Source organism: Bordetella sp. (assembly GCF_057362025.1).
The window spans coordinates 52,449-73,065 of record NZ_JBMQQZ010000103.1 but is presented as its reverse complement, the minus strand read 5'-3'; the positions used below and the strand labels follow the sequence as shown (position 1 = coordinate 73,065).

Sequence of the window (20,617 nt, the reverse complement as noted above, 5' to 3'; positions counted from 1 at the left end):
CCCGCATCCAAATCCCGCACCGAAGGCGCGCGCGGAAATCGCCCATCGAAGCCGCTTAGTGCAGCATCGTCCCCGGCGGCGCGGACTGGTTCAGGCCCAGCGCGGCCTCCCAGCTGCGCAGCGGGACGCAGGTCTGCAGACGCACGACGGCGCGCTCGATCAAGGCGGGATGCAGCTCATGGCCCACGCGCGTGGCGATGTCTATCGTGGAATCGCCATGCAAGGCATCCAGGCGCGCCTGCGCCTGGCGCGCATGGTCGGCCGGGATGACGCTATCGTCGGCCCCATGCAGCAAATGGATGGTGGTGTATTGCGGCGGGCTGTTGGGCATGGACGCATAGCGGCCGGAAAAGGCCAGCACGCGCCCCGCCAATCCGTCGTGCGCGGCGGTGGCTTCCAGCGCCATGATGGCGCCCTGCGAAAACCCGGCCAATGCCGTGTCGCTTTGCAGAAGATGAAAGCGCAGCTGCGCGGCGCGCACATACGCCACCAGGGCAGGCAGGGCGCCGGCCACCCGCGCGGAAAGGTTGTCCTCGCCGATGCCGCGCGCGGAAAACCATTGGCGGCCGTCGCCCGCCCCGTCGAAAGGTTCGAAGCCCGCGGGCACCACGATGGCCGATTGCGGAAAGGCGTGCCGCACGCCCGCGGCGAGGTCCCGCATATCGGCGGGCGTACCGCCCACGCCGTGCAGCAGGATGAACAATTGGCGCACCTCGCCGTCCACGGGCACGTATTCGATGTCGCTGGAAAAACTCATAGGCTGCTCCGGTTCGGCAGCGGCGGCCGGGCCGCCCATGAGTGACATTCTAGGCCTGTTCGGCCGTCAGGCCGCAAAGCCCTCCAGCACGATCTTGCCGCGCGCCTTGCCGCTTTCCTGCAACGCATGGGCACGCCGCAGATTGGCGGCGTCGATGCGGCCGTAGCGTTCGCCCAGGGTCGATTGCAGCACGCCCTGGTCCACCAGGCGCGCCACGCGCTCCAGGTACTCATGCTGGCGAATCATATCGGGCGTCTGGTAGTACGACCGGGTGAACATCAGCTCCCAATGCAGCGATATGCACTTCCACTTCAACGGCATGACGTCCAGCGTCGCCGGGTCGTCGATCACCGCCAGCCGTCCCTGCGGGGCCAGGGCCTCTATCAGCTGCGGATAGTGGGAATCGGTGTGCGTCAGGCTTGCGACATGCGAGACCGACGGCACGCCCACCCGCTTCAGCTCATCGCTAAGACCGCGATGATGATCGATAACGTGGTGCGCGCCCAGGCGCCGCACCCAATCCTGGGTTTCGGGACGCGACGCGGTGGCGATGACGGTCATCCGCGTCAGTTTGCTGGCAAGCTGCGTCAGGATGGATCCGACGCCGCCGGCACCGCCCATGATCAGCAGGGTCTGGCCATCCCCGCCGCCTTCCGGTACCCCCAGCCGGTCGAATAGCAATTCCCAGGCGGTCAGCGAAGTCAGCGGCAGCGCGGCCGCGTTGGCGAAATCCAGCGTGGCGGGCTTGTGGCCGGCGATGCGTTCGTCGACGAGGCCGTATTCGGCGTTGCATCCGGGCCGCAGCAAGGAACCCGCGTAGAAGACCTCGTCGCCGGGCTTGAACAGCGACACGTCTTCGCCGACTTCCGTCACCACGCCCGCCGCGTCCCAGCCCAGGACGCGCGGCCCGTCCGGAGCGACCCCGCGCCGGACCTTGGTGTCGACCGGATTCACGGCGATGGCATGGATACGTACGAGCAGGTCGCGCGGACCCGGCTTGGGCACCGCGATGTCGGTGTCGTAAAGCGCGCGGGGGTCTTCCGGCTCCAGGCCGGCCTGGTCGTAGACGATGGCTTTCATGATTACCTCTGCATCGGGATGGATGGCGGCGATTATGTCGGGTGGGCGCAGATGGAAAAACCGCCGTGGCGCGACAACAGCTGCACTGTATCCAGGATAATCCCCGGCCGGCATCCGCGGCCCGCGTGCCGGGTGGGCGGGCCGAGTGGGCGGGCCGAGTGGGCGGGCCGGCGGCATACGGTCCTGGCGCGCCGCGGTCAGCGCGCCCGTGCCGCCCGGTATCCCAGTTGCGCCGACAGGGCATCCGCGGCATGTCGCAAGGCGCCGACAATGTGCTGCGCGTCCGCCTGCTCCCAGCGAAAGGTCGGGATCAGGAAGCCCAGGCTGCCCACCACCCGGCCTTCGGCATCGAAGAACGGGGCACCCACCCCAACCGTGTTCGGCGTGCGGTGCGAATTCGTGACCGCGTGCCCGTCCTGCCGGATGCGAGCCAGCGCCGCCTTGATTTCCGCTTCATCGGGCGTCAGTCCCTGCACCGGCGACGGGCCGCCCGCCGCGATCGCGGCGTCGATTTCCGCCGGGCTGAGATGGGCCAGTATCACCCGCGCGGTGGCGCCCCAGACCAGCGGCTCCAGCACATTCAGCCCGATGTTGTAGCGCATGGGATCGTCCGGCGATCCGCTTGCCGCGTGGAACATCTTCAGTTGCCGGCGCTCCAGCAGCGTCAGCAGCGAAGTCTCGTGGAAGCGATCGGACAGGGCCTGCAGATAGGGCTCGGCCAGGCGCCGGTAAGGCATGTGGCCGCCCAGCTTGGCCGCCATGCGGTAGATCTCCAGGCCGGGACCGAATGTGCCGCCGGGTTCATGCCCGGCGTAGTCGTTGTCGCGCAGCGTGGCCAACAGGCGATGGACGGTACTGCGTGGCAGGTTCAGGCGCTGCGCCAGCGCCTGCGCGGATTCGCCCGGATGGTCGACCAGGCATTGCAGCAACAGCAGGATGCGCTTGACCGTACTGGTTTCCTTGCCCTCGCCGGCCGGCTCCCCGTCGCGCTCCGCTCCCGGCGCATCCGCGGCCTTTGCCCGCGGCCGGCGCACGGCGCTTTTCTGTTCTCCGTCCCGGCCGCCTTGTGCCGGCCGCACGGCGGTGCCCTCGTTCCTGGTCTGTTTCATCGCGTTCCAAGTCTGCCTGTATCGGTCCGGGCGGATTGTAAAAGCCGCGCTGGCGAAAACCCGACGTTGACAAGCGTGCCATGCCAGCCGCAGAATTATCATTAATCGGACGAATGTCTCATTCAGTGAGACACAACCAGAATAACAGCGGGCGGCGGCCCACGCAACACCCGGCATCGCCGGCCCTCGGGCCGGCCAACTTCCCAGTAGAGAGACACAATGGAATTGAACTTCGAAGGACGCACCGCCCTGGTCACGGGCGCCAGCCAAGGCATAGGCCGCACCACCGCGCGCCTGCTCGCGCTGGCCGGCGCGAACGTGGTGGCCGTGGCGCGCCGCGTCGAACTCGTGGAAAAAAGCGCCGCTGACATCGCCCAGCAGGTGGCCAGCCAGGGCAAGGGCGGCAAGATCATGCCGCTGCAGGCCGACTTCTACGACGAAGATGCGCCCGAGCGCGTGGCCGCCGAAGCGCAGCGCCTGCTCGGCCGCGTCGACATTCTGATGAACGCGGCCGGCGCCAGCCGCCCGGTGCCCTTCGAAGCCACCCGGGACCAATGGCACGAAGGCATGCTGCTGAACTTCTTCCGTATCCGCGAACTCACGCACGCCGTCGTGCCGGGCATGAAGCAGCATGGCTGGGGCCGTATCGTCACCTTCACGGGCACGTCGGAACCCCGCATGCTGAACGCCGCCTTCACCGCCAAGGCCGCCGTGCATGTGTGGTCCAAGGGGCTGTCCCGGGAAGTCGCGCCCTTCGGCATCACGATGAACTGCCTGCAGCCCGGCCGTATCCACAGCGAGCAGATCGCCAAGCGCTACCCCACCGCCGAAAGCGAGCGCGAATACGCCCAGGCGGAAATTCCCGTCGGCCGCTTCGGCGAGCCGGAGGAAATCGCGGCCGTCGCCCTCTTCCTGGCCTCGCCGCTGGCCAGCTATGTCACCGGCACCGTAATCCCCGTAGATGGCGGTTCCAGCCGCTTCGCGTTCTGAACGCCATGGCCACGCCGTCCGCCCCGACCGGGGCCGCCATTTCCCCGCGGCCGCAGACGCCCGCCGCCAACGAGCCCCCCGACCGTCCGGCTCGCACTGTGCTGCAAGGCCTGGCGGCATTCGTCCACGACGTGCACTACGAGGCCCTGCCGCCAGAGGTCGTCCACTACGCCAAGCGCCTGATCCTGGACACGCTGGGCTGCGCCTTCGGGGCCATGGAAAGCGATGTCGCGGCAGCGCTGCGCCGTTTCGCCGATGACATCGGCGGCGCGCCCCAGGCCACGTTGATCGGCAGCGGACTGAAGACCTCGGCCGCGCTCGCCACGCTGGTCAACGGCGGCCTGCTGCGCTACCTGGACAGCAACGACTACTACTTCGGGCGCGACCCCGCGCATCCCAGCGGCAACCTCGCGCCTGCGCTGGCCATGGCCGAACGCCAGGGCCGTGACGGCAAAACGCTGATCGCGGCGCTGGTGGGCGCCTATGAGGTGCACCTGCGGCTGGCCGATCATGCCGGCGAGCCCTCGTTATGGCGGCGCGGCTGGCATCACGGCACCAATGCGCAGTTTTCCAGCGCGGCCCTGGCCGCGCGGCTGGCCGGCCTGGACCCGGACCGGACGGCGCACGCCATGGCGATCGCAGGCAGCCACCAGAACACGCTGGCGCAATTGCAGAGCGGCGCCATTTCCATGATCAAGGCCACGGCGGAAGCCTGGGTCGCCAAGGCCGGCGTCGAAGCCGCGCTGCTGGCGGGCCATGGCATGACGGGGCCGCTGGCGCTGCTGGAAGGCCCCAACGGCTGGGTGGAAACCGTCGCGGGCCAGACCGCCGGGGGATTCGATGCGGCAGCCTTGACCGCCCCCTTCGATGGGCGCTATCGGCTGCTCGAAACCAGCATCAAACCCTATCCGGTGGTAGCCACCGCCTCGGCACCGGTGCGTGCCGCCATCGACCTCCATCGCCAGGGATTGCCCGCGCCCGATGCCATCGAGCGCATCGTTGTGCGCCTGCCCGGCTTCGCGCTGCGCACGCCCTCGGCCCATCCGGATCGCCGCTATCCAACCGGCATCGAAAGCGCCCAGCACAGTTTCTATTTCTGCACCGCGATCGCGCTGCGTGACGGCGCCTGCGGCGAGGCGCAGTTCCAGGCGCAGGTGCTGACGGATCCCGCGCTGCGCGAGCTGTTGGGCAAAGTCGTCCTGCAAGCCGATCCGGAACTGGATACGCGCTGGCCGCAGGCAGCCGGCGGCGGCATCGAGCTGCACCTGCGCGACGGCACAGCGCTGCAGCGCGTGTGCCCTTATCCGCCCGGACATCCCCGGCTGGCCTTGAGCGACGAAGAACTTACCCGCAAGTTTCTGGCCTATGCCGAGCCGGTGCTGGGGCACAAGCGCGCATACGCGCTGCGCGATGCGGTGCTGCGGCTGGACGACTACCACGACATACGCGACTTCACGCCGCTACTGGCGCGCGATTGATTCCGACAACGATAACGATACAAACACGGCGGCATCGCCGACCAGGAGACAGACATGACAAGACTTACCCTCAAACGGGCCGCATGGCTGGCCGCAGCGCTGATCTTCCCGCTGGCGGCGGCGGCGCAGACCTTCCCGGACAAGCCCATACACCTTATCGTGCCCTTCCCGCCAGGCGGCGTGGCCGACATCATCGCCCGACCCATCGCCGAGAAACTATCGACGTCGCTGGGCCAGCCCGTCATCGTGGAAAACCGCGGCGGCGCCACCGGCACGATAGGCGCATCCTACGTCGCCCATTCGGCGCCGGACGGCTATACCTTGCTGTTCGGTACGACGAACGAGATCGCCATGAGCCCTACGTTGTACGGCACCCTGCCCTACGACCCCGCCAAGGATTTCGCGCCGGTATCCATCGTGGCGCAATTTCCCAACGTGCTCGTCGTCGGCCCCAGCGTCAAGGCCGCCACGCTGGCGGACCTGACGGCGCTGGCCAAGGCGAAACCCAAGGGACTGACCTTCGCCTCGTCGGGCCAGGGCAGCACCAATCACCTGACGGCGGAGCTCTACCAGAACGAGGCCGGTGTCCAGGTCACGCATATTCCGTACAAGGGGGGCGGTCCGGCGCTGGTCGACCTCACGGGCGGCCATGTCGATGCGATGTTCGCCACACTGCCCTCGGCGGTCACGCTGATCAAGGCGGGCAAACTGCACGCCCTGGCCGTTACCGGCGACAAGCGTTCGGCGGCCCTGCCCGATGTCCCGACGATGAAGGAATCGGGCCTGCCCGGCGTATTCGTCACCACCTGGAATGGCGTGCTCGCGCCGGCCGGCACGCCCCCCGCCGTGATCGACAAGCTGGCCCAGGCCTTGAAGCAGGCCGTGGAAGACCCCGGCATCCAGCAAAAACTGGCCGCCGTCGGCGCCGAGCCCGACTACACGTCGCCCCAGGCTTTTGCCGGCATCGTCCGCGACGATTACGCACGCTGGTCCGCGCTGATCAGGAAAGCCGGCATCAAGGTGGATTGAGTCGACCCGCGGACAGGCGACATCGCGTCGACGTCCCTGCGCAATCGACCGAGTCACGTTAAAAGGAATCGCAATGGCAGCAATGATGGGAACCGGCGCACTGGCGCTCTGGATAGACGTCGATCCGGCCCTGGACCGGGAAACCGATGCCTGGTACATCGAGGAACACATGCCCGAGCGTATCGACATCGGCGGCTATCGGCGCGCCCGCCGCTACCAGGCACTGGAGGGAACGCCGCGCTACCTGACGCTGTTCGAGGCAGATACGCCCGACGCCTTGGCCAGCGAGGGATATCTGCGGCTGGTGGGCAGGATCAGCGAGCAATCCAGGCGCATACGCGCCGGCTTTTCCAATGTTGCGCGCAACACTTTCCAAGTCCGCGCCACGCACGGGCGTGGTCTGGGAGCGGTGGCAGCCAGCCTGCGTCTGCGGCCGGACGACGGCAAGGACCCGGCTGCCGCGCATGCCTGGCTGGAGGAGCGCCTGCGCGGCGCCATGACGCGGCATGCCGTGGTCGGCGCGCACAGCCTGCAAGCCGCGCCCGAAGTGCGCGAGCGCATGGATGCCGTGCGAGTGACCGGCGTCAGCGACGCCAAGGTGGATCACCTGGTGCTGATCGAGGCCACGCGCCCCGAAGACCTGCGCGCCTTGCGCGACGATCTGTTCGCCACCCACGCGCTGGCGCGAGGCGGATGGTCGGAAGAAGCCTACGGGGTTTATGCCCTGCTTTACGAAGTATCGGAACCCGGCCGTTGATACGGCATCATTCCCGGTACACAACAATAAGGAGACATGCATGATGCACGCTGCCACTTCCCTCCCCGCACGCTGGTTCGCCGCGCTGGCCCTGCTGGCCGGCATGCAGGCGGCCCACGCCGCCGGTTATCCCGATCGCGCCATTACGTGGGTCGTGCCGTATCCGCCAGGCGGCACGACCGACGTGATCGCGCGAAACCTCGCGCAGGCCATGGGGCCGATCCTGGGCCAATCCATCGTGGTGGAAAACAAGGCCGGCGCGGGCGGGCAGACCGCCATGGCTTATGTGGCGCGTGCCACGCCGGACGGCTACACGCTGCTGGTCAGCGATGCCAGCGTGGCCACCGCCCCCAGCCTGTACGCCAGCCTGCCGTTCGACCCGGCCAAGGACCTGAAGGCCGTCACGCTGTTCGTCACGGTTCCGCACCTGCTGGTCGTGAATCCGGCACTGAAGGCGCATACGCTGAAACAGCTGATCGCGCTGACCGAGAAAGAACCGGGCAAGATCAACTTCAGTTCCGGCGGCATCGGCTCTCCGCTGCATCTGGCAGGCGAAGCGCTGCGGCTGGAAACAGGCCTGAAGTGGACGCATATCCCGTACAAAGGCGCGGGGCCGGCCCTGCTGGCCACGGTCAGCGGCGAGGCGCAGGTAGCGACCCCATCGCTGCCGTCGGCGCTGCCCCAGGTCCAGGCCGGCAAGCTGCGCGCACTGGCCGTCACCAGCCCGCAGCGCATCGCGCTGCTGCCCGATGTGCCCACGGTCAGCGAGCTCGGCTATCCCAAGGCGACGGTGTTCGGCTGGGTGGGCCTGCATACGCCGGCCGGCACGCCGCCTCAGGCGATCCGGACGCTGGAAGCGGCAGCCCGCAAGGCATTGCGGGACCCGGCCCTGGCGAAGCGACTGAAGGGCCAGGGCGCGGAGATCGCTTACCGCGATAGCGCGGGCTACGCGAAGCTGGTCGCGGAAGAAGCGGCGCGGTGGAAGCGCGTCGTGCAGGAGGCGGGGATCAAGCCGGAATAGCGGCGCTGAGCACGTGCGCGGGCCGCTCCCGCATCAATATCCGGTCATCTCCAGGTAGCCGCTCCCCGCGGGGGCGAGACGCACCGGTCCCTCCCAATACGGAAACGACGTCCCCATCCACGCTCGTGGCTGCAGGGCGTCCACCGTCACGTCCACATCGGCCCCCGGCACCCCTGCCACCCTTACGCGCCAGCGCGTCGGCACCTGTCGGCCATCGTCCTGCCGGGTCCAGTCCAGCGGATCCAGCTGGATCTGCCCCGGCCGCAGCGCGACGGCGCGGCCGTCGGCGGCAATCCAGGTTCCCGCCCGATACGGCGGCTTATCCGTCTGCCGCACCTGGAACAGCATCAGCTTCGCGCCCGACGCCAGGTGCAGGGAAAACCAGTCCCATCCCTGTTGATCGGCCGACAAGGGCTGGCTGCTCCACTCGCGGTCCAGCCAGGCCAGGCCCCGCACACGATGGCGCTTGCCGGCCCGTTCGATTTCACCGCTGACCAGATAGAACGGCTGACTGTAGTAATAGGATGCCTGGCCCTGCCCTGACTTCTCGCTGTATCCGGCGTCCCCATGCAGCACCAGCGGGCCCTGGCTGTCCAGCGCCAGGTCATACGAGAAATCCTTGCCGTTGGCCCGCATCGTCACATGGCCGATGTCCGCGCCTTCCAACGACCAATCGTCTATCCAGGCGTGAAAGGGTTGCGCTTGCACGCCTGCCTGGCCGATGCCGCCACGCGCCAGTTTCTCGGCGAACTGGTGCTGCCGCGCATCGGTCAACGCCGCGTGGGCCATCCAGACATTGGCGCTTTCCCAACCCGGCCGGTCGGGGCCCGGCCGCAACGCCGAGCGGAACAGCGTCCATTGCACGCCCCAGTCATGTCCGTCTTCGTCCGTCAGATCGGCCGTCACGTACCACCATTCGATGCGATAGCCGTCATGCGGACCATGGTCCGCCGGAAAACGCAGTGGACGCCCCCGCTCCACTTGTGCATACGAAGAAGCATCCTGCCCCAGCCCGGCATAGCCCGCGCGCGGCTTGCGCGCCTTGCGGTCGTCGCACGAGGCCAGCAGCAAGAGCGCCAGGGGAGCGAGCACGAGGGATCTACGTTTCATCGGCAAGGAGCGATCTACGTTTCATCGGCAAACCGCCTGAGCAATTCCGCCGGCTGCCGCCGGCGCAGCTGCCACACCGGCCACGCAGCGGCGAGCGCGCTGGTCGCCAGTCCCAAACCCGCAAGCACCAGCAGCTGGCCGGGAAACACATACAACGGCAGCCGCCAGCCGAATGCCTGCACATTCACCACCGCCACCAGCGTCCAGGCCAGCAGCACGCCCAGCGGAATGGCAAACAGCACCGTCATCAGCGACAAGGTCAGCACCTGGCCGAGCGCCAGCCATGCCAGCCGCGCGCGCGGCACGCCCAGGGCCCACAACGGCGCCAGCTGTGCCAGCCGCCCCTGGCTTAAGGTCAGCAGGCTGATGAACAAGGCGATGCCCGCGACGGCCAGCGTCAAGGCATTCAACGCACCGGTCGCGGCGAAGGTCCGCTCGAATACCTGCGTCGACCACAGTTTGATGGACGCCTGGTCCACCACCTGCATGTCAGCGCCCCCATAGCGCGCTTCCAGCGCCGCACGCAGCGCAGCGAGCCGGCCGGTATCCGCATACACGTTCAGGCTGCGCAGCGTTGCCTGCGGATCGTATCGGCGCAGCACACCGGCATCCATCAGCACATGGCCGCGCGGATTGCCGTAGTCCGCGTAGATAGCCGTTACGGTAAAGGCCGGCGGCGCATCGGGCGCGGTGTCGAACAGCGCAAGCGTATCCGCCAAACGCAGATGCAGCCGGCGCGCCAACTGCTCGCTGACCATCACGCCGCGTCCGGCCGCCATCAGTTGCCATGCGTCCGGCATCCGCTGCAGCAAAGGCCATTGCCGCCGCGTTTCCGGATGATCGATGACACCCTGCAATTCGACCGGCCAGCCACGCACCGCCGTCATCGCGCGCCACTGCGGCAGCACCGCGCGCACGCCCGGCTGCGACGGCAGCCAGTCCACGGTATCCAGTCCCTGCGCGCTATCGCGGGGATTCAGGTAGATATCCGCCGACAGGCGCTGGTCCAGCCACGTCACGAAGGTCCTGCGAAAGCCATCCGTCATGCTGCCCACGCCGACGCTGGCGCCCAGCGCGAGCAGCAATGCCATCAGCGCCAGGCTCAGGGCCGGCAATTGCTGCCGGCTGTCGGCAATGAACCAGGTCCCCAGCGGACCGCGCACGTAGCGCGCGCCCCAGGCCAGCACCCCATCCAGCAACGACGGCAGCAACAAGGCCGCGGCCAGCAGGATGGCTGCCTGCATCGCGAAAGCGCTTGCCAGGTTATCGCCCCAGGCCGCGCATCCCGCCGCGACCAGGGCCAGCACACCGGCGGCGATGGCCTGGCGCCGCTGCGAGATGGCCTGCGCCCCGCGCCAGGCTTGCGGGCGCGCCACCGCCAGCAAGGGCAGGCGCGCGGCGCGCACCAGGCTGTCGGTGCCCGCGGCAAGGACACCCAGCAAGGTCATGCCGATACCCGCCAGCCACCACCACGCCGGCAGGCTCAAATGCCCGGCCACTTCCGCGCCATACAGCCCGCGCAGACTGGCGGCCATATCGCCCAGCAACAGTCCCGCCAGCACATAGCCGCTGGCCACGCCGGCCAGGCCGCCGGCCAGCGCGAACAGACCGAGCTCCAGCGCCAGCGCGGACACCAGCGCCGGCAGACCGACTCCCAGGGCCCGCAAGGTGCGCAGCAAGCCGCGCCGCTGCTCCAGCGCCAGCCCGATGGAGGCGTGCACGATGAACAGGCCGACGATGAAGGCCAGCATGCCGAGGGCCGTCAGGTTCAGGTGAAAACTGGCGGTCAGTCGATCCAGGTCCTGGCGGTCCTCCGGACGCGCCGCGACCAGCACATCCGACCACGGCGCGGGCGGGTCGCGCGCCGCATCGTCCGCCACGAGCAGGCGCGAAATCCTGCCGTTCTCGTGCAGCAACGCTTGGGCATGGCCGATATCCATCACGATGACGCCGGGCGCCAGGCTCGCCTGCAGTCGCAGCGGCGGCAAGCGCTCGCCATCGATCGTGACCGGTATATCGCCATCGCGCATGCGCAAGCGTTGCAAGGTATCCGGTCCCACCCAGGCCTGCCCGGGCGCGCCGATGAACGCGGCAAGGTCGAAGGACGACACCGCGCGGCCGGCTATCGCGGCTCCGGCCGGCAGGCTCAAGGGTTCGATGCCCAGGACCCGCAGCGTCAACGGCGGATCGCCGGGAAAGCGCAGCCGCCCCTGCAGCACCGGCGAAACCGCGTGACCGGCCAGGCGCAGCCGCACGTATACATCCTGGTCCAGCAGCCCGCCCCGGCGGGGCAGCCATTGCGCCTGGGCAGGCGCGGCCAGCACGGCGCTGGCACGGGCGTAGTCTTCCCGGGCCTGGGCATTAAGGGCCTGGACGCCGCTCCACAAGGCCGTGGCTAGCCACAGGCCGCAGAGGATGCTGGCGCATTGAAGCGGGTGGCGCCGCCAGTGGCCGGCCAAGGCGCCCAGACAGGACAAGAAGACGTTCATCGTTTATCGCCGGTCATCGTGTCCTGCCGGTGCGACCGCCGCCCATATCCACACCATCGCCGTACGCATCGACACCATCGCCGTCCGATTCGACCCTATCGCCATCGTCCGCGCATACCCGGCCCAGATGCAGCGTCAGCCGGCGCGACAAACGTGCCGCCAGGCGCGCGCTGTGCGTCACCATCAGAAGCGCGCTGCCCGCGTCGCGCACCAGTTCCAGCAAAAGATCCAGCACGGCATCGCTGCTGGCTTCGTCCAGGCTGCCCGTGGGCTCGTCGGCCAGCACGAAGGCGGGACGATGGGCCAGGGCGCGGCCGATGGCCACGCGCTGCTGCTGGCCGCCGGACAATTGTTCGGGGTAGCGCGACAGCAGCGCCGACAGGCCGAGCCGATCGGTCAGGTGCGCCAGCCAGGCGGCATCGTGGCGCCCCGCCAGCCTTGCCTGGAAGCCCAGGTTGGCCGCGACGTCCAGGCTGCCCAGAAGGTTGTACTGCTGGAAGACCAGGCCGATGCCGGTCCTGCGCCAGCGCGACAGGCCGGCTTCGCCGTGCGCGTGCAAGGCCATCCCGTCCACCACGACGCGTCCGCCGTCGGGGCGCTCCAGGCCGGCGATCACATGCAACAACGTGCTCTTGCCGCTCCCCGATTCACCCATCAATGCGAGGCTTTCGCCGGCACGCAGGCGCAGATTCACGCCGCGCAACACGGGCAGGCTGCCCTGCGCGGTGCCAAACGACTTATGCAGGTCTTCGACGATAAGCAAGCGAGACTCCTGGACAGCACGCCTTGCGGCGGCACGGCCGTTCGGCATCGGAGGGCCGGGCGATGGCACGCCGCGCTCCTATCGTAACCGGGGGCGCATGCCAGGAACTTTCACATAGGGCGCCGCACTCAGCCGACGCGATCCTCATCGCAAGGAGAAACACGTGAACATATCTGGCACCCCTACCTGCTATTACCCCCTGACGCCCACGGACGAATCGAAAATCGATGCCTCGGGCCATGTCACGGGCGACAATCTGCGGAACACGCGCGGTTATGAACGGCTGGTGGAGATTCTCAGCCAACACGGCAACCCGCCACCGGCAGATCCTCTGCAAAGCCGCGCGGCACAAGACGCGGTGGACGGGATGAAAATAAAAGCCGGCACCATACTGCTGGCGCCCTGCCATCAGGGCCATACCGCCGCCGACCGCAGGCTACCCGCCGCCGGCCCCCTGCAGGACACTATCGCCGCGCCGCGCTCGCGACGCCAGATTCCGCAATCCTCCACGCAAGCTCCCGCGCAATCCCCAACGCACAGCGCCGCCGAAAACACCGGCACCGGCCTCTGCCCAACCATCGGCGTATGGCACCGTGTGCTGAATGCCTTCGCGGAATTCCTCGGCGGCTTGGTCGTGAGCCTGGCAAATGACGAGCCGGCCAAAGGCGCCGCCGCCTCCGGCCGCCAGGCATGCCCGACCGACGGCAATGGCGCGCAAGACCCGGACGACGACGTCGCCAACTACGAACGCTACCTGCAAGCGTGGGCGATGAGCGCCTCGGCATAAGGCGCGACCGCGGCAATCCAGCGCGCGGCGCCCGTCACTCGCGCGCGTCGCGGGACCGCTCACTGCGCGCGGCGGGCGTCCTCCAGGATCATATCGGCACCCTTCTCCGCCACCATCATCACCGCCGCCTGGGTATTACCCGATACCATGGCCGGCATCACCGAAGCATCCACCACGCGCAAACCCGCCAACCCGCGGACGCGCAGGCGCGGATCGGTCACGGCGTCCTTGTCCGAACCCATGCGGCAGGTACCGACCGGGTGATAGATGGTCTGGCCATTCCGGCGCGCGAACTCCAGCCACTCGTCATCGCTCTCCACCGCCGCGCCCGGGCTGGTTTCCTCGGCCACATACTCGCGCAGCGCGGCCTGTCCAACGATGCGCCGGCCAATCCGCATGGCCTCGATCAGGCAGGTCCGGTCCACGTCCGAGCTCAGGAAGTTCGGCCGTATGGCGGGCGGCTCGTAGGGACTGGCCGCCCTGATATGGATACTTCCGACCGAGCAGGGGCGCAGTTGCGCCACCCCCAAAGTCATGCCCGGATGGCGGTCCAGGATGCGTTCCGCCGCATTGGCATAGCTGGCGTGCACGAAGAAGAACTGCGCATCCGGCGACGGCATGTCGGGCAGGGTCTTGATGAACCCGTGCACCAGCCCCGTGCCCAGGGTCAGAATGCCGCGCCGCGCAGCGTAGTATTTTCCCAGTTGCTGCACCAGCCGCCAGCCACGTGACATTTCGTTCAAAGTGACGGTTCCCTTGACGCGCCAATTCATGCGCGTCGCATAGTGCTCGCGGTAGTTCTCCCCCACCTGGGGCAGCGCGTGCACCATGGGTATCCCCAGCGCCCGCAGGCGTTGCGGATCGCCGATACCCGAGAGCTCCAGCATCTGCGGCGATTGCACCGCGCCCATGCAGAGCAGCGTCTCGATGCCCGCCCGCGCCACGACTTCGCCAACGCCCTTGCGATACCGCACGCCGACGCAGCGTCCGCCTTCGAACAAAAGCCGCGTCACATGGGCGCCCGCGACGATATGCAGGTTCGGGCGCCGGCTCGCCGGCTGCAGATAGCCGTCCACCACCGTCCAGCGGCGCCCGCGGTGCTGCAGGACCTGGTAGTAGCCGAAGCCTTCCTGGTCGTCGGCGTTGTAGTCGGGATTGATGCGCTGGCCGTCCTGCCGCGCGGCGGCCAGGAAGGCATCGGCCACGGGAAAGCGTTCGCGCACCTGCGACACATGCATCGGGCCGCCCTTCCCCCGCGACGCTCCGCCCCGGGGGAAGTCTTCGAGCTTGCGGAAATACGGCTCGACATCGCGATATGACCATCCCGCCGCGCCGGCGCGCTCCCAGCCGTCGTAGTCGCCGGGCTGCCCGCGCACATAGATGCCGCCGTTGATCAATGTGGAGCCGCCCACACCGCGGCCGCGCGGCACGGAGATGACGCGGTTGCAGACGTTTTCTTCCGGCTCGGTCTGGAAACGCCAGTTGTAGACGGGGTCGACCAACAGCTTGCTGAAGCCCGCCGGTATGGACACCCACATATTCCCGCCATCGCGGCCGGCCTCCAGCATCAGTACCCGATAGCGGCCATCGGCCGTCAGCCGGTTGGCAAGAATGCAGCCGGCCGTACCGCCGCCCGCGATAATGAAATCGTAGGTTTCCATCGCGCGTCGCTAGGCCGCCCGCGCGCCCATGAAGTCCGCCATCAGCGCGACCTGCGCCGCCAGCATGGGCGCGCCATACTGGATCGCGCAGCCGCGTTCGCGCGCGGCCAGCAGCAGCGCGGTTTCGCGCGGCTGCATGATCACCTCGCATACCAGTTGCCGCGGCGTCAGCCTCGATACATCCAGGGGCAGCGCGTCGCCCTGGCGCATGCCCAGCGACGTGGCATTGACCACCAGGTCGTGGTCGCCGGGGTCCTCCGACCCGACGCGCACGTCCGCCGCGGGATGGAGCGCCAGGATGCGCTGGCGCAGGTCCTCTGCCTTCGCGCGCGTGCGATTGGCGACGGTCAGCCGCGTCACCCCGGCCCCGACCAGCGCGAACGCGATGGCGTTGGCGGCGCCGCCGGCACCGGCCAGGTAGGCCGTCCTGCCTTCCACCGCCTTGCCCTCGGCACGCAGGCCGCCCACGAACCCTTCTCCATCGAGCATGGTGGCGACCAGGCGACCGCCGGCATCGCGGCGCACCACATTGGCCGCGCCAATCTTGCGCGTCACCTCCGAGGCCTCGTCGCACAACGCGAGAATGGCCGTCTTGTGCGGTACCGTCACCACCAGGCCACCCAGGTTTTCCATGCCGCGCAGGCCGGCCACCACCGCGGGAAGATTATCCGGACGCACGTGGATCGGGATCATCACGCCATCGAAGCCGATAGAGGCGAAATACTCGTTCAAGCGCTGGGGCGCCTGCACGTGATGGATGGGATCGGCCAGGATGCCGTATACCCGAGTCTTGCCGCTGATGGGCGTCATCGTTTGTCTCCGTTCTTTTGTATGTGGCTCAGGACCGTCTCACGGATACCGTCGGCGTCCAGCTTGTAATGCGCATAAAGCGTCGCCGGCGGCGCGATCAGGCTGTACTCATCATAGATCCCATGGCGCACCAGCCGCGTACCGCCGCCGGCTTCTGCCAATACCTCCGCCACGGCCGAGCCCAATCCCCCGAGCACGTTGTGTTCTTCGACAGTCATCATCAACGGAGCCTGCGCGCACGCGGCCAGGACGGCCTCGCGATCCAGCGGCTTGATCGTCGGCATATCGATCACGCCCACGGAATACCCTTCCCGCCGCAAGGACGCCGCGGCGTCGATTGCCGCCCTGACGGTGATACCGCAAGCCACCAGCGTCGCGTCGCTGCCGACGTCGTGCACGATGGCCTTGCCGAAGACGAAAGGCGCATGCGCGTCGTAGACCTGCGGGTCGCGACCGCGGCCGATGCGAAAATAGATGGGTTCGGGCCAGTCGACCGACGCCTTGATGGCGGCCGCCAGCTGGGGGCCGTCGGCCGGCGATACCACCGTCAGCCCGGCGATGGCCCGCATGGTGGAGATATCCTCCGTGGCGTGATGCGAGGTTCCATAGAACCCCAGGCTGATGCCCGTGTGATGGCCGATCAGCCGCACCGGCAGGCGCGTGTAGGCCACGTCCATGCGGATCTGTTCGCAGCACAGCAGTCCCAGGAAGGATGCGAAGGTCGCGACGAAAGGCATATGGCCCGTGGCGGCCAGCCCCGCCGCGACGGACACCATGTTCTGCTCCGAAATGCCGAACTGAATATAGCGATCCGGATAGGCCTCGGCATAGCGCGCCAAGCCATTGGAGTGCTGCAGGTCCGCCGACCCGGCAACGACGGGATGGCCGTCGCGGGTCAGCTCGATCAGGGCATCGGCCAGCCAGGCCAGGCCGGGCGTCACGGCGTTCAGGGCGCGATACTGCCAGGACTCGGGCGACAACGGATGCCCGGCTCGCGGCGACTGCGGGAGTGCATCGGTCATGTTCAGATCTCCCGCGCCAGGATTTCGTCCACGGCGGCCCTGGCATCGGCGGGCGCCAGATAACCCAGGTGCCATCCCGGTTCGGTTTCCATGAAGCCGACGCCCTTGCCCTTCACGGTATGGGCGATCACGCAGGCGGGGCCGGACCGCGCCGTGTCGGCCTTCAGCCGGCGCAGCAGCGCGGTCAGCGCGCCGAGGTCGTGTCCATCGACTTCGTGCACCTGCCATCCGAAGGCCGACCATTTGTCCTTCAGCGATTCGATGCCGATGACGGCATCCACCCTGCCATCCAGCTGATACCCATTGCGATCGACGATGGCGATCAGCCGCGACAGCTTGTGATGGGCGGCGAACAGCGCGGCCTCCCATACCTGCCCTTCCTGCATTTCGCCGTCGCCGAGCATCACGAAAACATTGAAATCCTCGTCGCGCAGGCGCCCGCCCAGAGCGATGCCCGCGCCGTTTGACAAGGCATGGCCGATCGACCCCGAGCTGAAATCGATGCCCGGCACCTTGGTCATATCGGGATGATCCCCCAGCGGACTGCCCAGCCGGGTATAGCCGTCCAGCAATTCCCGCGCAAGAAAGCCGTGGTCGGCCAACACGGGGAACAGCCCCACCGCGGCATGGCCTTTTCCCATGAGGAAACGGTCGCGCCCTGCCCAGTGCGGCTCCCCATGGCGCAGCCGCATGACGCCGTAGTACAAGGCCGCGAAGATCTCCGCGCAGGAGAAGACCGAACTGTAGTGGCCCACCTTGGCGATTTCGATCAGCCGGATCGTTTCCAGCCGGATGAAGCGGGCCTTTTCCCGCAGCATGGCGATCCAGGTGGGATCGACGCCTTGCGCGGCAGCATCGACGGCGCCGGAAGGCCCGCGCGGATCGCCCGGGTTTTGCCCGCCAGAAGGAACAGCGTCGACCATGGCCTGCCTCCGATTATCGTTGTCTGCATGATATATGATATATAATATAGCCGCCCATCGGGAAAAGCACCACCGCGCGCTAGAATTCCGTCCTTCTTCACCAGCGGCTCGCAGTTCGCGCCATGACCAACCTCAAGCCCGTCAAAAAAGAGAACCTGTCGGTCCGGGTCTATACCGAAATACGGGAAGCACTCATCAACGGCCAGTACGAGCCGGGAGAGCGGCTCATCATCGGCGAACTGGCCCAGGAACTGGGCGTCTCCATCACGCCGGTGCGCGAAGCGATCTTCCGTTTGATCAGCGAACAGGGCCTGGAAATGCAGGCCGCGACGGCGGTCTATGTGCCCTACGTCAATTCGGAAAAGCTGCGCGAAATCCAGCAAATCCGCTTTCATCTGGAAGGCATGGGGGCCGCCGAGGCCGCGGCCAAAATCACCCGCGCGCAGTTGGATAACCTCGTCGCCCTGCAGCAGCAGTTCATCGCCTGCACCTCCAGCGATCCCAAGCGTGCCAGCTACCTGAACCGCAAATTCCACTTCGCCATCCTGGAAGCCAGCCGGATGCCGATCCTGCGCAATACGGTGGAATCGTTCTGGGTCATCACCGGCCCCATCCTGAAGGTCTTTCACGTGAAGACGGCCGGCCTGGATTATTCCGGCGGCCAGCATCGGCACGAAGCGGTGCTGGCGGCGCTGAAAGCGCGCGATCCGGATGCGGCCGCCAAGGCCATCCAGGCCGACCTGGTCTGGGGCGGCAAAATCATGATCGATTGGCTGGTCGAAAAAGAACAGGAACAGGAAGCGGCCGCGCGCGGCCGCTAAGCGCTACCGGCGGCATTCCATTCCGGCGGCACACGTTCCGCGCGACCGGTATCGCCCCGAACGCCATCGTGCCGGCCGCCGGCGGCCGGCGCGCCGCTCCGCCTAAAAGGCAACGTTCTCCCGGCCCTTCAACCCCAGCTTCTCGCGTGCGTCATCCGGCGTCGCGATCTCCAGGTTCAGCGCCTCCAGAATGGTGCGGATGCGCTCTACCTGCATCCGATTGGACTCCGCCAACCGGCCCGGGCCGATCCAAAGCGAATCCTCCAGCCCGACGCGCACATTCGAGCCCATCGCCGCGCCTATCGTGGCCAGCGGAATCTGGTTGCGTCCGGCCCCCAGGATGGACCATTCATAATCGCTGCCGAACAGGCGGTCGGCCGTGCGCTTCATGTGCATCAGGTCTTCCGGGTGCGGCCCGATGCCGCCCAGGATGCCGAACACCGACTGTATGAACGGCGGCGATTTCACCAGGCCGCGGTCGACGAAGTGCTTCAGGTTGTACAGGTGGCTGATGTCATAGCACTCGAACTCGAAGCGCGTGCCGTTGGCGTTGCCGATCGACAGGATGGTTTCGATGTCCTGGTAGGTATTGCGAAAGATCAGCGACCGGCTGTTCTCCAGGTGTTCGCGCTCCCAGTCGTGCTGGAACTCCTTGAAGCGATCCAGCATGGGAAACAGGCCGAAGTTCATCGAACCCATATTCAACGAAGCGACCTCCGGCTTGAACGTGGCCGCGGGGCGCATGCGCTCCTCCACCGTCATATGGGGACTGCCACCCGTCGTGATATTGATGACGGCATCGGTTTCCTGCTTGATGCGTTTGAGAAAAGGCTCGAACAGCGCGGGATCCTGCGAAGGCTTGCCGGTCCCGGGATCGCGCGCGTGCAGATGCAGCACGGCCGCGCCGGCGCGCGCCGCGCCGATCGCCGCTTCGGCAATCTCATCGGCCGTCACGGGCAGATGCGGCGACATGCTGGGCGTGTGGATCGCGCCGGTCACGGCGCAGGTAATAATTACCTTCTGCTTGGCTTTAGCCATCCGTCTCTCCATTCCGCTGTTTATGGCGCATCAAGCGCATCAGTTGTTCGTCACGCCAGAAACGGCGCGCTGCCAGATCCGCGGCCGCAAGCGCATCGCGCCGTTCGCGCGACAGCGTCTCGACCAGCGCGCCGTCCCAGGCCGGACAATCGGCCTGCGTCGCGCCTATGGAAGCGTACATCGGGCCGTAGCGCTCGCAATAGTCGGCGATGCCGCCGGGGGCATTCAGGTCTATGGTTTCCAGCGGGCCCATGAACGACCAGCGCAATCCCAGCCCATCCTTGATCGTCGTATCGATATCCTCGACGCTGGCAATACCGTCGCGGACCAGGCGAAAGGCCTCCTGCAGCAAGGCACCCTGCAGGCGGTTCAGGACAAATCCCTCGATTTCCTTGCGCACCACCACGGGCCGCTGTCCTACCGCATCGAGGATCTCCCGCGTTCGCGCGATGGCCTCGCCGCTGGTCCATGGCGCGCCGCTGATTTCCACCACCGGAATGACATGAGGCGGATTCACGGGATGCGCCACCAGGCAGCGATGACGCTGAGGCAGATGCTCCGTGAACAGGCTGGCGGGAATGCTGGATGTGGAACTGGCGACGATGGCTTCGGGCGGAGCCAGCGCATCCAGCTCGCCGAATAGGGCGCGCTTGACGTCCAGCCGTTCCGGCGAGTTCTCCTGCACATAGCTCGCGCCCGCCAGCGCCCCGCCCAGCGTGTCCACTGTCTGCACGCGTGCGGCGATGCCGGCGGCATCCCGCAGCAGTCCGTGCGCCTGCAGCGCATGCAATTGCTGTTCGACCAATTGGCGGGCTTCGGCCAGGCGATCGGCGGCCACGTCGTACAGGCGGACTTGCCAGCCCGCCCGCGCGAATACGATGGCCCAGCCTTGCCCGACCAGTCCCGCGCCGACGATGGCAGCGGTAGGCATGAAGCGTCTCCTTTCAGCGTCAACCGGCTTGGTTAACCGGC

19 protein-coding genes are annotated in these 20,617 nt (G+C 67.4%); 7 read left to right on the top strand and 12 right to left on the bottom strand.

Annotated elements, in window-relative coordinates; translation table 11 throughout:
- Positions 1-55: 55 nt before the first annotated feature.
- From ypfH to ACO1P8_RS23775, 3 genes are all read right to left on the bottom strand, one after another.
- The gene (gene ypfH / locus ACO1P8_RS23785; RefSeq protein ID WP_486298310.1) at positions 56-757 is read right to left on the bottom strand and encodes an esterase; all 702 of its coding nucleotides are present in this window, start codon (positions 755-757) and stop codon (positions 56-58) included.
- A gap of 66 nt (positions 758-823) precedes the next feature.
- Positions 824-1,837, bottom strand: a complete 1,014-nt coding sequence (locus ACO1P8_RS23780) for a zinc-binding alcohol dehydrogenase family protein (protein WP_486298309.1) — start codon at positions 1,835-1,837, stop codon at positions 824-826.
- 197 nt (positions 1,838-2,034) lie between these two features.
- Positions 2,035-2,946, bottom strand: a complete 912-nt coding sequence (locus ACO1P8_RS23775) for an IclR family transcriptional regulator (RefSeq protein ID WP_486298308.1) — start codon at positions 2,944-2,946, stop codon at positions 2,035-2,037.
- 219 nt (positions 2,947-3,165) lie between these two features.
- Between ACO1P8_RS23775 and ACO1P8_RS23770 the strand changes: the two genes are divergently transcribed.
- The 5 genes from ACO1P8_RS23770 to ACO1P8_RS23750 all read left to right on the top strand — a co-directional run bounded on the left by ACO1P8_RS23770 (position 3,166) and on the right by ACO1P8_RS23750 (position 8,221).
- The gene (locus tag ACO1P8_RS23770; protein WP_486298307.1) at positions 3,166-3,936 is read left to right on the top strand and encodes an SDR family NAD(P)-dependent oxidoreductase; all 771 of its coding nucleotides are present in this window, start codon (positions 3,166-3,168) and stop codon (positions 3,934-3,936) included.
- Positions 3,937-3,941: 5 nt separating this feature from the next.
- Positions 3,942-5,414: an MmgE/PrpD family protein gene (locus tag ACO1P8_RS23765; protein WP_486298306.1), complete on the top strand. Its 1,473-nt coding sequence runs from the start codon at positions 3,942-3,944 to the stop codon at positions 5,412-5,414.
- A 54-nt stretch (positions 5,415-5,468) separates the two neighbouring features.
- Positions 5,469-6,443, top strand: coding sequence for a Bug family tripartite tricarboxylate transporter substrate binding protein (locus tag ACO1P8_RS23760; protein ID WP_486298305.1), 975 nt, complete (start codon positions 5,469-5,471; stop codon positions 6,441-6,443).
- Between the two features lie 73 nt (positions 6,444-6,516).
- Positions 6,517-7,200, top strand: coding sequence for a hypothetical protein (locus tag ACO1P8_RS23755; protein ID WP_486298304.1), 684 nt, complete (start codon positions 6,517-6,519; stop codon positions 7,198-7,200).
- 40 nt (positions 7,201-7,240) lie between these two features.
- Positions 7,241-8,221, top strand: coding sequence for a Bug family tripartite tricarboxylate transporter substrate binding protein (locus ACO1P8_RS23750; RefSeq protein WP_486298303.1), 981 nt, complete (start codon positions 7,241-7,243; stop codon positions 8,219-8,221).
- 33 nt (positions 8,222-8,254) lie between these two features.
- On the opposite strand, the gene ACO1P8_RS23745 is transcribed toward ACO1P8_RS23750, so the two are convergent.
- From ACO1P8_RS23745 to ACO1P8_RS23735, 3 genes are read right to left on the bottom strand one after another with little or no spacing between them, the layout of a single operon-like run.
- Positions 8,255-9,331 carry a lipocalin-like domain-containing protein gene (locus ACO1P8_RS23745; protein WP_486298302.1) on the bottom strand — a complete coding sequence of 359 codons (1,077 nt, stop codon included), beginning with the start codon at positions 9,329-9,331 and terminating at the stop codon, positions 8,255-8,257.
- Between the two features lie 14 nt (positions 9,332-9,345).
- Complete coding sequence (locus ACO1P8_RS23740; RefSeq protein WP_486298301.1) at positions 9,346-11,820, bottom strand: ABC transporter permease; 2,475 nt, start codon at positions 11,818-11,820, stop codon at positions 9,346-9,348.
- A gap of 13 nt (positions 11,821-11,833) precedes the next feature.
- A complete protein-coding gene (locus ACO1P8_RS23735; protein WP_486298300.1) occupies positions 11,834-12,583 on the bottom strand; it encodes an ABC transporter ATP-binding protein in 750 nt (249 codons plus the stop codon).
- A 163-nt stretch (positions 12,584-12,746) separates the two neighbouring features.
- Between ACO1P8_RS23735 and ACO1P8_RS23730 the strand changes: the two genes are divergently transcribed.
- Positions 12,747-13,370 (top strand): hypothetical protein, encoded by a 624-nt coding sequence (locus ACO1P8_RS23730; RefSeq protein WP_486298299.1) that lies wholly within the window; start codon positions 12,747-12,749, stop codon positions 13,368-13,370.
- A gap of 59 nt (positions 13,371-13,429) precedes the next feature.
- Here ACO1P8_RS23730 and ACO1P8_RS23725 read toward each other — a convergent pair whose 3' ends face one another.
- The 4 genes from ACO1P8_RS23725 to ACO1P8_RS23710 are packed head-to-tail and all read right to left on the bottom strand — an operon-like array spanning position 13,430 to position 17,681.
- Entirely contained in the window at positions 13,430-15,031 is a 1,602-nt protein-coding gene (locus ACO1P8_RS23725; RefSeq protein WP_486298298.1) for a GMC family oxidoreductase, read from the bottom strand.
- Between the two features lie 9 nt (positions 15,032-15,040).
- A complete protein-coding gene (locus tag ACO1P8_RS23720; RefSeq protein WP_486298297.1) occupies positions 15,041-15,841 on the bottom strand; it encodes a shikimate dehydrogenase family protein in 801 nt (266 codons plus the stop codon).
- A complete protein-coding gene (locus tag ACO1P8_RS23715; RefSeq protein WP_486298296.1) occupies positions 15,838-16,863 on the bottom strand; it encodes a transketolase family protein in 1,026 nt (341 codons plus the stop codon). The genes ACO1P8_RS23720 and ACO1P8_RS23715 overlap by 4 nt, the downstream gene beginning before the upstream one ends.
- A 2-nt stretch (positions 16,864-16,865) precedes the next feature.
- The gene (locus tag ACO1P8_RS23710) at positions 16,866-17,681 is read right to left on the bottom strand and encodes a transketolase (RefSeq protein ID WP_486298333.1); all 816 of its coding nucleotides are present in this window, start codon (positions 17,679-17,681) and stop codon (positions 16,866-16,868) included.
- A gap of 227 nt (positions 17,682-17,908) precedes the next feature.
- On the opposite strand from ACO1P8_RS23710, the gene ACO1P8_RS23705 reads away from it, so the two are divergent.
- Positions 17,909-18,607 (top strand): GntR family transcriptional regulator, encoded by a 699-nt coding sequence (locus tag ACO1P8_RS23705; protein WP_486298295.1) that lies wholly within the window; start codon positions 17,909-17,911, stop codon positions 18,605-18,607.
- Between the two features lie 102 nt (positions 18,608-18,709).
- Here the strand turns inward: ACO1P8_RS23705 and kce are convergent, their stop codons facing one another.
- Entirely contained in the window at positions 18,710-19,645 is a 936-nt protein-coding gene (kce, locus tag ACO1P8_RS23700) for a 3,5-dioxohexanoate:acetyl-CoA acetone transferase (protein ID WP_486298294.1), read from the bottom strand.
- On the bottom strand, positions 19,638-20,576 hold the full coding sequence (locus ACO1P8_RS23695; RefSeq protein ID WP_486298293.1) for a 3-hydroxyacyl-CoA dehydrogenase: 939 nt from the start codon (positions 20,574-20,576) through the stop codon (positions 19,638-19,640). The genes kce and ACO1P8_RS23695 overlap by 8 nt, the downstream gene beginning before the upstream one ends.
- Between the last annotated feature and the right edge of the window lie 41 nt (positions 20,577-20,617).

Coding starts and splice junctions, on each gene's coding strand:
- ypfH (WP_486298310.1), bottom strand. CDS start 757: ATGAGTTTTTCCAGCGACATCGAATACGTGCCCGTGGACGGCGAGGTG.
- ACO1P8_RS23780 (WP_486298309.1), bottom strand. CDS start 1,837: ATGAAAGCCATCGTCTACGACCAGGCCGGCCTGGAGCCGGAAGACCCC.
- ACO1P8_RS23775 (WP_486298308.1), bottom strand. CDS start 2,946: ATGAAACAGACCAGGAACGAGGGCACCGCCGTGCGGCCGGCACAAGGC.
- ACO1P8_RS23770 (WP_486298307.1), top strand. CDS start 3,166: ATGGAATTGAACTTCGAAGGACGCACCGCCCTGGTCACGGGCGCCAGC.
- ACO1P8_RS23765 (WP_486298306.1), top strand. CDS start 3,942: ATGGCCACGCCGTCCGCCCCGACCGGGGCCGCCATTTCCCCGCGGCCG.
- ACO1P8_RS23760 (WP_486298305.1), top strand. CDS start 5,469: ATGACAAGACTTACCCTCAAACGGGCCGCATGGCTGGCCGCAGCGCTG.
- ACO1P8_RS23755 (WP_486298304.1), top strand. CDS start 6,517: ATGGCAGCAATGATGGGAACCGGCGCACTGGCGCTCTGGATAGACGTC.
- ACO1P8_RS23750 (WP_486298303.1), top strand. CDS start 7,241: ATGATGCACGCTGCCACTTCCCTCCCCGCACGCTGGTTCGCCGCGCTG.
- ACO1P8_RS23745 (WP_486298302.1), bottom strand. CDS start 9,331: ATGAAACGTAGATCCCTCGTGCTCGCTCCCCTGGCGCTCTTGCTGCTG.
- ACO1P8_RS23740 (WP_486298301.1), bottom strand. CDS start 11,820: ATGAACGTCTTCTTGTCCTGTCTGGGCGCCTTGGCCGGCCACTGGCGG.
- ACO1P8_RS23725 (WP_486298298.1), bottom strand. CDS start 15,031: ATGGAAACCTACGATTTCATTATCGCGGGCGGCGGTACGGCCGGCTGC.
- ACO1P8_RS23720 (WP_486298297.1), bottom strand. CDS start 15,841: ATGACGCCCATCAGCGGCAAGACTCGGGTATACGGCATCCTGGCCGAT.
- ACO1P8_RS23715 (WP_486298296.1), bottom strand. CDS start 16,863: ATGACCGATGCACTCCCGCAGTCGCCGCGAGCCGGGCATCCGTTGTCG.
- ACO1P8_RS23710 (WP_486298333.1), bottom strand. CDS start 17,681: ATGCTGCGGGAAAAGGCCCGCTTCATCCGGCTGGAAACGATCCGGCTG.
- ACO1P8_RS23705 (WP_486298295.1), top strand. CDS start 17,909: ATGACCAACCTCAAGCCCGTCAAAAAAGAGAACCTGTCGGTCCGGGTC.
- kce (WP_486298294.1), bottom strand. CDS start 19,645: ATGGCTAAAGCCAAGCAGAAGGTAATTATTACCTGCGCCGTGACCGGC.
- ACO1P8_RS23695 (WP_486298293.1), bottom strand. CDS start 20,576: ATGCCTACCGCTGCCATCGTCGGCGCGGGACTGGTCGGGCAAGGCTGG.